The following is a 10,748-nucleotide window of genomic DNA, read 5'->3' as shown; positions in this document are numbered from 1 at the left end:
CTCGTTATAGTTGTGGGCCTGGCGGCGGCGGGCGGCGCGCGGGCCCCCCCGGCGGCGGGGGGGGTGCGGGCGGGGGCCGGCGGGGGGGGGCCCCCCGGCTCCGGGCATGTCGGCCATCAGACGCCCTGTGCCTGCAACCACAGCTCCAGGAGTCCGAGCTGCCACAGTGCGTTCGCTCCCAGGGTGGTGCGATGCTCGTCCGGTGCCGCGAGCAGCTTGTCGACGTACGGCTGGTCGAACAGGCCGCGTGACCGCGCGGCCTGCCCGGTCAGCGCGTCCCTGACGAGTTCCAGGAACGGGCCGTGGATGTGCCTGATGGCGGGGACCGGGAAGTAGCCCTTGGGCCGGTCGATGATCTCGGCGGGCAGCAGCCTGCGCGCGGCGTCCTTCAGGACGCCCTTGCCGCCGGAGGCGAGCTTGAGCTCGGGAGGGCAGGCCGCCGCCAGCTCGACCAGCTCGTGGTCGAGGAACGGGGTCCTGGCCTCCAGCCCGAAGGCCATGGTCATGTTGTCCACCCGCTTGACCGGGTCGTCGACGAGCATGACCTCCGTGTCCAGGCGCAGCACCGCGTCGAGCGCGGTGTCGGCGCCGGGCGCCGCGAGGTGGCGCCGGACGAACTCGCCGCTGACGTCCCGATCCAGCATGTACTCGGGCGACAGGATTCCGGCCAGCGTCCCATGCGAGCGGTCGAAGAACTCCTCGGCGTACGTGACGGCCGCGTCCTCGCGCGACACGCCGGCCAGCGGCGGGTACCAGCTGTAGCCGGCGAACACCTCGTCGGCGCCCTGGCCGGACTGGACCACCTTGACGTGCCTGGAGACCTCCTGCGACAGCAGGTGAAAGGCGACGCAGTCGTGGCTGACCATCGGCTCGCTCATCGCCCGCACCGCGTGCTCCAGGGCGGGCAGCAGGCGGGTGTCGTCGATGGGGATGCGGTGGTGGTCGGTGCCGAACTCACCGGCGACCAGGTCGGAGTAGGCGAACTCGTCGCCCCGCTCCCCGCCCGCCGCGGAGAACCCGATGCTGAAGGTCGACAGGCCCGTCTGTCCCTCCCCGGCCAGCAGCGCGACGATCAGGCTGGAGTCCAGGCCCCCGGAGAGCAGCACACCCACCGGCACGTCCGCGACCATGCGTCTGCGCACCGCCACGCGCAGCTGGTCGAGCACCGCCTCGCGCCACTCGGAGGAGGACAGCCCCGCGCAGCCGGGCAGGGCCGAGCGGGTGTAGGGCGGCTGCCAGTAGCGGCGGTCGGTGACGGTGCCGTCGGGCTCGACGGTGCGCACGGTGGCCGGAGGGAGTTTCCGCACACCGGTCAGGATGGTGCGCTCGACCGGCACCACCGAGTGGAAGGTCATGTAGTGGTGCAGCGCCACCCGGTCGATGCCGGTGTCCACTCCTGTTCCGGCGAGCAGCGCGGGCAGCGAGGAGGCGAAACGGAGGCGATCGGCGTCCTGGGAGAGGTACAGGGGTTTTATACCGAGGCGGTCGCGGCCGAGGGTCAGCCGGCCGGTGTCCCGCTCGGCGACCGCGAAGGCGAACATGCCCTTGAAGTGGTCGACGCAGTCGATCCCCCAGCGGTGGAAGGCTTTCACCAGCACCTCGGTGTCGGAGGTGGAGAAGAAGCGGTACCCCTGGCCTTCCAGCTCCTCGCGCAGCTCACGGTAGTTGTACAGGCACCCGTTGAAGACCGCGGTCAGGCCGAGGGCGCTGTCCGTCATCGGCTGGGCGCCCCGATCCGACAGGTCGATGATCTTCAGGCGCCGGTGGCCGAGCGCGACGGGTCCCAGCGACCACAGGCCCGACCCGTCGGGACCCCGGTCGCTCATCACCTCGCTCATCCGGGCCACCGCGGCGACGTCCGCGGGACGGCCGTCGAACCGGATCTCACCGCTCAGACCGCACATCGGCACCCCCCGGTGACCTGCCCACCCCGAAGCCGGGCGGATTCAGCCCTGAGATCACACATCGGCGGCCCCTCCCGGCAGCCAGGTGTCCTTGGAACCGCCGCCCTGGGAGGAGTTGACGATCAGGCTGCCGGCCGGTGCGACGCGGGTCAGCGCCGCCGGCGGCACCGTCGCCGTCTCCCCGAGGCAGACAAAGGCCCGCAGGTCGACCACGCGCGGGCTCAGCCGCTCCCCGTCGAAGGTCGGATGCGTCGACAGCTGGACCGTCTCCTGGGCGACCCATCCCTGGGGCGCGGCGAGGATCTTCTCCCTGACCCTGCCGAGCTCCTCGGCGGACGCCTCGGGACCGACGACCACGCCCTGGCCGCCGAACCCGTCCACCGGCTTGACGACCAGCTCGGCCAGCCGGTCGAGCACCTGCTCGCGGTCCACGGCGTCGCGGCACAGGTAGGTGGTGATGTTGTCGATGAGCGGCTCCTCACCCAGGTAGTACTCGATGAGGCGGGGCACGTACCGGTACAGGCACTTGTCGTCGGCGACGCCGTTGCCCGGCGCGTTGGCCAGGACGAGCGCGGAGCGTTCGACGGCGTCCATGATCTCCGGCCCCAGGGGGCCTTCGAGCAGCTCGTTCTCGTCGACCCGGCGGTAGAGCACGTCGATCCTGCGCCCCGCGGTCTCCAGATGACCGTTCCTGATCTCCAGGTCGGCCGGGACCACCAGGATCGCCCCCATCTCCTCGGCGAGCATCTGGTGCTCGTAGTAGGCGGAGTCGTCCGGTCCCGCCGAGACCACGGCGATGGCCGGCGAGTCGACCGTGCCCGCCGCGAGCAGTGCCTCCCGCAGCGTCCGCAGGCTCTGCCGCGGATCGGCGATCCCCTCGCCGGGGACGAGTTCCGGCAGCAACTCGGCCGTCAGGTGCCTGTTGGTCACCGCGTATCCGAGGCCGGAGGGCACCCGCAGGTTGTCCTCGAGCACCGCCCAGCGGCCGACGTGGTCGCGGACCAGGTCCAGCCCGGCCACGGCGCAGCGCACGGTACCGGGCGGCACCCTCCGCCCGTGCTCGCGGTAGCCGGGGGACTCGTCGACCACCCAGGCGGGGAGCACGCCGTCCCCGATGATCTCGCGCTCGCCGTACACGTCGCGCAGGAACGCCTCCAGCGCCCGCACCCGCTGCGGCAGTGCCCGCCGGATCTCGGCCCACTCGCCGGGCGGGATCAGCCTCGGGACCAGGTCGAACGGGAAGATCCGGCCCTCGCTCCCGCCCTCCACGTGGAAGGTCATGCCGTTGCGACGCTGGTAGCCGTCGCGGAGCCTCGCCCTGCCACGTAGGCCGCGGGCGCCCAGGCGGTCCAGGACCCGCAGCACCGGCTGGTAGGACTCGCGTACCGTGCCCTCGATGATCGCCTCGTCGCCGGGGGCGTCGTAGCCGTCGAGGAGGCTGGTGTGCATCCTCGGCGTCGGCCCGCCGAAGGCGGTCTCCCACTCCTCGGACCGCGTCTCGGCGATGACGAGGTCGACCACGTCGGCCAGCCGGCCGTCGCGGGCGAACGCCTCGCGCTGGCGGGCCGAGGAGCTTCCCCGCGCCAGCGACTCCCGGACCAGGGACGTGACGAGCTCGATGTCGCCGGACTCCTCCAGCTGTGGCCGCAGGCCGTCCACCATCCTCCAGATCACCTCGGCGGCCGGGCCCGGGGTGCCCTCGACCGGGTCGACGAGCTCGCCCTCCAGCCCTGAGCGCGCCGCCCGCCACGTCGCGGCGCGGACCATCTCCAGCCGGACCGAGCGTTCGGGGCCGTGCTGCACCGCGTCCAGCTCCCTGGCCACCAGCGCCCGGAACAGGCCAGCGATCAGCACGATGTCGCCCACCCTGGGGCAGGCGTCGCACACCCTCAGCTCGATGGTGGGCAGGTGGGCCGAGGGCCGGATGTCGAAATAGATCATGCCGGGGTCGGTGATCACACCGGAGCTCACGAGCTCCCGCACCACCTGGTCGTACTCGGCGGCCGACTCGAACCTGGCCACGGGCCCCGCGGTGGGCCAGCGCTGCCAGAGCAGCGGGCGGTAACTGGCGTATCCGGTATCGGCTCCCAGCCAGTACGGCGAGCTGGAGCTCAGGGCGAGCAGCGGGGGCAGCCAGGGGGCCAGGCGGTGGGCGACGGCCACCGCCAGGTCGCGATCCTCGACGTCGGCGTGGAACTGCGTGCCACAGATCAGCTGCTCGCGGGTGAGCAGCTGGTAGTCGGCGAGCATCTGCTCGTAGCGGGGGTCCGGGGAGATCTTCAGCGCCGCCAGGTCCACCAGCGGCACGCTCCCCGCCGCCACGATCCCGAGCCCGAGACCGTCCGCCGCCTGGATCACCGTGCGGCGCAGCGCGGTCAGGTCGTGCCCGAGGTCCTCCAGATGCATGAAGGGCCTGCTGTTGGCCTCCACCACCGAACGCTGCAGCTCGTGGGTGAACCGCTCCGCCGGTAACTGCTCCAGCAGAACACCTGCCCGTGGGACGAGGTGCCGGGTGTCGACGTCGACGACGTGGAACTCCTCTTCGACACCGACCGCGATCGGCCCCGCCAGACCCGCCATTTCATCACTCCTGAAGTACGCCGACTCACCGGGATTTTTGTCCTTTGCCCGAAAAAAGCAGTTCCGCACTTCATGGGCCGCTCCTGAGGGAAACGGAACCGTGAACTCACTCTCTGTGACCGGACGAGGCCCTCTCTCCTACGACCAGGAGGTCCCACCCCGTCCCGCGGGGGCCGGGCATCACCGGTCACCGGCGGGGAGCACGGGGACATCCGGCGAGGTTCCCTCGACGAAGGCCAGGGGAACGGCCGGAAAACCTCACCGAATCTCGGGTGGCTCCTCGGGCGACGGGCCGAAGGTGTCGGGAAAGGCTCGGTCTCCGAGCGTCTCCGGATCGTCCGGTGTGCCGGACGGATCGAGGAGGTGCCTCACCGGCGGCCTGTCGAGGAATGTGGAGACGGCCTCGACCACCCCCTCCCCCAGCGGGCGGAACGCGTCGACCACCGCCTGGGCGGGCGGGCCAAGGCGGCTGCCGACCTCCTGGAGAAGATCTTCCAGCACCTGCGGCAGCGGCGGCACCGGCAGGCCCAGCTGGGACTTGGAGTGAGCCTTCTCCGGCGGCGTCCAGCGCATCGAGTCGTCACTCATGGCGAGCCATTCGTCGACGGCCCCGTCGATGGAATCGAGCACGTGATCGGAATCGTCTGGCATGGCGGCTCCCCTCCTGACCGGGATCCGATAAGACGACGGTACCTCGCTCCGCCGCCACCGGGCAGAGGCGGGTCGGCCGCGGAAGCCTCGCGGACGGCTTCCGGGCCATCCCATCCCCGGTACGGCGGCGGAAGCTCGATCATCAAAGCCCGCCAAACTGGCATAACCCCCTCAGCTGGGGGAATGAGCTGTCGGTGCTCTCTCAAACTCGTCCCGCCGGCGGGGACACGCTCACCTTCCTCGGCGCGATCATGCGTAACCCCCAGCAGCTGGGTGCGATCGCACCCAGCTCGAAGGCCGTCGCCCGCCTGGCCGCGTCGGTGGTCCCAGTCACTCCCGGAGCCGTGGTCGTCGAACTCGGCGCCGGCGGCGGGGTGATCAGCGACGCGATCCGCGACCGCCTGCCGTCCGGGGGGCGACAGCTCGCCGTGGAGGTCAACGAGGGCATGGTGAGCCATCTGCGACGCAGCAGGCCCTGGCTTGAGGTGATCGCCGCTGACGCGGGGGACCTGGGCAAGCTGCTGAGACAGGCCGGCCTGTCCCACGCCGACGCGATCGTCTCCTCCCTTCCCTGGACGCTGTTCGAGGAGGCGCGGCAGAGGCGCATCCTGGAGGAGATCTCGGCCTCGCTCATCCCCGGCGGCACCTTCAGCACCGTCACGACGCTGACCGTGCTGCCGCTACAGCGCTTCCGGCACTTCCGCGGCCTCATGGAGGACACGTTCACCACCGTCGAAAGCCTGGGCCCGATCTGGCGCAACGTGCCGCCCGCCCTGGTGTACACCGGGGTCCGGGCGGGTGAGCGGCCGGCGGAAGACGTCTCCGGCGAGCCGGGCGAGGGCTGACCGCCCGCCCGGCGGGCGAATCCTGACCACCTACCGCCAAGCTGCGTATAATCGTGATTATCATTTTCCACTTTTCGCCGTCGATGATCATATCACGGCTGCCGGCTTGGAGGATCTCACCATGTCATCCGCCCCACTACGCCCGCAGAAGACCGCGATGCTGATCGCCCAGCGGATCGTCGCCGACATCAACCGGCGCGGTAACACCGTGGGCGACCGCCTACCTCCCGAGCGCATCATGCTCGACGAGTACGACGTGGGCCGTGGCACACTCCGCGAGTCCCTGCGCTTCCTCGAACTTCAGGGCGTCATCTTGCTCAAACCAGGGCCGGGCGGTGGCCCCATCGTCCAGCAGCCCGACGCCACCAGCCTGGCCACGGCGCTCACGCTGCTGCTGCAGTTCTCGAACGCACCATTTCGCACGATCGCCGAGGCGCGCACCGGTCTCGAGCCGATGATGGCGCGGCTCGCCGCGGAGCGGATGAGCGACGAGCGACTTGCGGATCTGAAGTCCAGCGTCGACAACATGCACGAGCACCTGGACGACGAGGCCGTCTTCCTGGACGAGAACAAGCGCTTCCACGACATCATCGCCCACGGCTCGGGCAACGCCATGTTCGGCTACATCGTCGACGCGCTGCTCGGGATCCTCGACGGCTCGGCGATCGGCATCGATTACCCGGAAGTACGCCGGTCCGCGGTGCACAAGGCACACCTGAAGATCTACGAGGCCATCGCCTCGCACGACCCGGCCGCCTCCTCCGAGGCGATGGCCGAGCACATCGACGCATACGTCAAGTACGCCGAGCGCAAGTTCCCCGAGGTGCTCGCCGCACCGATCGTGTGGAACAACATGTAACGATGTTCTCGCGGCTCCGGCGTCCTTGACTCTCCGCACCCGGACGCAAGACCGCCGTGCGCCTTCTCGCTCCCCCCTCGCACCGAAACACCTCCCGCTCTCACGGCGTCGGAGCTCACCGTGCCGGAACCACCGATCGGCGTTGAGTTCATGCGGCGCCGCCGCAGGATCCTTGAGCACAAGGCCGATATTAGGCTAGATTGATAATCATGAAAATCATAGATTGATTTTCTGTCAGCCTTGACCACCTGCCCGGCACGGGCGTGACACGAAGGGGCGCGATGTCTGCCATCGAAGTGGAACAGCGCGGTTCGGCGGTCTGGATTCGGATCAACCGGCCTGAGCGTCGCAACGCCTATGACCTCGACATGGCGAGGGCCATGATCGCAGCGGTCGAGGACGCCGGTGAGGCCGACGCCGTGGTGATCACCGGAAGCGGGGGCTCATTCTGCGCCGGTGGCGCACTGAACCAGCTCGGTGAGCCGGACCCCCAGCAGCTGCGCGCGCTGTTCACCACCTCACTACGGCTCGTCGACGCGATCCGCGCCTGTCCCCGGCCGGTGATCGCCGCCGTCGACGGAGCGGCCGCCGGCGGCGGCAACGAACTCGTCGTTGCCTGTGACTTCGCGATCGCCACCTCTCGCTCCACTTTCGGGCAGACCGGCCCAAGGGTCGGCTCGGCTCCGGTGCTGGGTGCCACCAACCTGCTCGCCGTGCAGATCGGGGAGAAGCGGGCGAAGGAGATGGCGATGCTCTGCCGGCGTTACACGGCCGAGCAGGCGCTGGCCATCGGCCTGGTCAACGAGGTCGTCGGTGACGACGGGCTCGATGACGCCGTCGAGCGATGGGTTGCCGAGATCCACCGGCTGAGCCCGCGCTATCTCGAGATCACCAAGATCAGCTCGAACCAGTGGTGGAACCATTCCAAGGACAACATGAACTCCGGACTCGGGATGCTGATCCAGGCGATCGGCAGTGAGGACATGCTCGAGGGTGCCCAGGCGTTCCTCGAAAAGCGCAAGCCCGACTTCCGAAGCGACCGGAACGCCTCCACCATCGGCGGATAGGCTCACGGGTGATCTTCCGGTGCCGCAGCGCCACGTTTCCCGATCGCGAGGACTGGGCGCCGGCGGCCATGCGCGCCGCAACGCCGCCGAGCGCCCGAACCCGGTCCGGCTGAACGCCACGGACACTTCTCAGCGCCGACCGGAAGCCGGCGGCACGGCGCTACTCCCTCTGTGGCAGCAGGACAGTGGAGTCGACCTCGATCCGCTTGTGCGCGATGCGCAGGCCTGAGGGAGTCTCGACGCACACGTCCCGGTAGCACCCCGTCTGGAGTCGCGTCCTGCCGCGTTCGTGAAACACCGCCTGGAAGTAGGCGCCGGTCTGGATCATGCCGTTTGATCCAGGTTCGGCACGCACGTTGGAGATGAAGTGCCTATCGACCAGGATGGGCCGGCGGATATGGTCCCGATACACGTCGAGGAAACCCTCGCCCCGCACCCGATGGCCGAAGCGGATCCCGATGAAGCCGACTGAGATGCCACTGAATCGCCTTACATTCCGGCGAATGATATGCATCAGACCACACGCCGCTACGGCGAGGCAATAGACGCGGCACGCCTTTTCAAACAGACGGTTGGCAGTCTGCGGCCATCGACAACCGGGCGGAGGACCGACAGCCGGCACGCCCCGGACGCGCCGGCGAATCCCCGGCCGACGTACGGGCTCACCCGGCGACCAGGATCCGCCCTGCCCCGTCCGGCGGCACATCCCGTCCACGCCTCTCGGTCACAAGGCGAGCACCGCTCTCCATTCCTACTTATCATGAACATTGTTATCCTTAAAGAGAGCCTGACATGAAGTTGTTTCCGCCGCCGGAGGACTCTCGATGACCACAGCAGCAGAGCTGCACTCGCCGCCCGCCTTTCCGCACCTCTTCTCCCCCCTGCAGGTGGGGACGATGCGGCTGCGCAACCGCGTGATGCTCCCGCCTCACGCCTCGGCGATCGGGAACATCTACGGCACCGATGACGACGCGGCCCGCAACATCGCCTACTTCGAGCAGCGCGTCCGCAACGAAGGCGTCGCCTGGGTCGGCAGCCTGTCGACCCATGTGAGGAACACCCTGATCCCGGGATTCGAACCGACGGGGGTCGGGGCGGCGACGACGGGATTCTTCCGCCTCCCGTTCTTCGTCGATCGGGTCCAGCAGTTCTGCGACACGATGCACTCGAACGGCGCGACGGTCACGGTCCAGATGGTGCACCAGGGCGGCATGCCACACGGCGCCTCACATGTGATGAGCTCACCGGTCATCAACCTCATGCCGCACGTCATGGACCAGGACGACATCGACGCCTTCGTCGAGGAGTACGCCTACTCCGCCAAGCTCTCCATGGACGGGCGCGCCGACGGCGTCGAGCTCCACCTCAACCATGACGACCTCCACGAGTGGTTCCTCTCCCCGCTCACGAACCGGCGCGAGGACAAGTACGGCGGATCGCTGGAGAACCGTGCTCGGTTCGCCGTCGAGACCATGCAGGCGATCCGCGCGGTCATCGGCACCTCCATGACTCTCGGGATCCGGCTCAACATCCGGGAGGAGGTGCCCGGCGGTTACGACGTCGGCGGCGGAGTCGAGCTGGCCCAGTACTTCGAGTCGACCGGCCTCATCGACTACGTCCACGGGGTCATCGGGTCGCCCTGGGGCAACCCGAGCTACATCCAGCCGACGTACTTCGATCCCGCGCAGTGGTCCGAGCTGGCCGGAGAGCTCAAGCGGAGCATCTCGCTCCCCGTCATCCACACCGGCAGGATCAACAGCCCGGAGGTGGCCGAGCAGGTGCTCGCGGCAGGACACGCGGACGTCGTCGGCATGGCGCGGGCCCACATCGCCGACGGGGAGCTGCTCCTGAAGGCACGCGAGGGCCGCCTCCTGGACATCCGCCCGTGTGTCGGCGGCAACGAGTGCATCAGCCGTCGCTACGTCGAGGGGCTCGGCTTCGGATGCGCCGTGAACCCCCGGACGAGCCACGAGGTCGAGGACCCCTGGCCGAAGACACCCCGTCCCCGTACCCTGCTCGTCGTCGGCGGTGGACCTGCCGGCATGGAACTCGCGGCTCTGGCCCGCGAGGGCGGTCATGACGTCACCCTGTGGGAGGCGGGCGACGAACTCGGCGGCCAGCTGCGATATGCCGCGATGGCACCGCGGCACGAGATGTACGGCAAGTACCTCGAGTGGCAGCGGCGCCGTCTGGCCGGCCTCGGCGTCACCGTCGAGCTCGGCCGTCGGGCCACGGTCGGCGACGTCGTCGCCACCGCCCCCGACGTCGTCGCCGTGGCCACCGGGGCGACGCCCCGCACACCGGCGATCCCCGGAGCCGAGGGCGGCAACGTGCTCGACATCCGCGACGTCCTGGCCGGTCGGGTGAGACCGGGAAAGCGCGTCCTCGTCATCGCCCAGGATGATCACGTCCCACCGCTCTCGGTCGCCGACCACCTCTCCTGCCGCGGGCACGAGGTGACACTCACCTACGCCACCCAGGGCCCCGCTCCGCTACTCGGGCGATACATCATCGGAGGCATCCTCGGTCGCCTCGACGCGCAGGGGGTCCGGATGCGCTTCATGGAGGAGGTCGTCACGATCCACGACTCCACGGTCGAGACCCGGAACGTCTACTCTTCGCGTACCGAGACGGTCGGGGAGTTCGACTCGATCGTCCTTGCGTGCGGTGGTGTGTCCGATAGCGCCCTGTACGACGACCTCAAAGGCAGGCTGCCCGAGGTCCACATCCTCGGCGACGCCTACGCCCCTCGCCGGCTCGTGTTCGCGACGAAGCAGGCCCATGCCCTCGCCGAATTGCTCGTCCGCAGCCGCGGCTGACCCGAGCACAACGTTCAGATAAA

General features: G+C 69.3%; 8 protein-coding genes. 4 read left to right on the top strand and 4 right to left on the bottom strand.

Annotated elements, in window-relative coordinates; translation table 11 throughout:
- Positions 1–116: 116 nt before the first annotated feature.
- The 3 genes from ACWD3H_RS43615 to ACWD3H_RS43605 all read right to left on the bottom strand — a co-directional run bounded on the left by ACWD3H_RS43615 (position 117) and on the right by ACWD3H_RS43605 (position 5,135).
- Positions 117–1,904, bottom strand: a complete 1,788-nt coding sequence (locus ACWD3H_RS43615) for an N-acetylglutaminylglutamine amidotransferase (protein ID WP_451959200.1) — start codon at positions 1,902–1,904, stop codon at positions 117–119.
- Between the two features lie 54 nt (positions 1,905–1,958).
- Positions 1,959–4,484, bottom strand: coding sequence for a glutamate--cysteine ligase (locus ACWD3H_RS43610; protein ID WP_451959199.1), 2,526 nt, complete (start codon positions 4,482–4,484; stop codon positions 1,959–1,961).
- 258 nt (positions 4,485–4,742) lie between these two features.
- A complete protein-coding gene (locus ACWD3H_RS43605) occupies positions 4,743–5,135 on the bottom strand; it encodes an RNA-binding protein (protein WP_355567554.1) in 393 nt (130 codons plus the stop codon).
- 194 nt (positions 5,136–5,329) lie between these two features.
- Between ACWD3H_RS43605 and ACWD3H_RS43600 the strand changes: the two genes are divergently transcribed.
- From ACWD3H_RS43600 to ACWD3H_RS43590, 3 genes are all read left to right on the top strand, one after another.
- On the top strand, positions 5,330–5,980 hold the full coding sequence (locus tag ACWD3H_RS43600; protein WP_355567551.1) for a class I SAM-dependent methyltransferase: 651 nt from the start codon (positions 5,330–5,332) through the stop codon (positions 5,978–5,980).
- Positions 5,981–6,101: 121 nt separating this feature from the next.
- Positions 6,102–6,839 (top strand): FadR/GntR family transcriptional regulator, encoded by a 738-nt coding sequence (locus ACWD3H_RS43595; protein WP_355567548.1) that lies wholly within the window; start codon positions 6,102–6,104, stop codon positions 6,837–6,839.
- 281 nt (positions 6,840–7,120) lie between these two features.
- Entirely contained in the window at positions 7,121–7,906 is a 786-nt protein-coding gene (locus ACWD3H_RS43590; RefSeq protein ID WP_451959198.1) for an enoyl-CoA hydratase/isomerase family protein, read from the top strand.
- 160 nt (positions 7,907–8,066) lie between these two features.
- Here the strand turns inward: ACWD3H_RS43590 and ACWD3H_RS43585 are convergent, their stop codons facing one another.
- The gene (locus ACWD3H_RS43585) at positions 8,067–8,234 is read right to left on the bottom strand and encodes a hypothetical protein (RefSeq protein WP_451959197.1); all 168 of its coding nucleotides are present in this window, start codon (positions 8,232–8,234) and stop codon (positions 8,067–8,069) included.
- Between the two features lie 496 nt (positions 8,235–8,730).
- Here ACWD3H_RS43585 and ACWD3H_RS43580 point away from each other — a divergent pair, with 496 nt between their 5' ends.
- Positions 8,731–10,725 (top strand): oxidoreductase, encoded by a 1,995-nt coding sequence (locus ACWD3H_RS43580; RefSeq protein ID WP_451959196.1) that lies wholly within the window; start codon positions 8,731–8,733, stop codon positions 10,723–10,725.
- The last annotated feature ends 23 nt before the right edge of the window (positions 10,726–10,748 follow it).

The organism is Streptosporangium sp. NPDC002607 (assembly GCF_053592655.1).
This window is presented reverse-complemented; position numbering and strand designations above follow the sequence as displayed.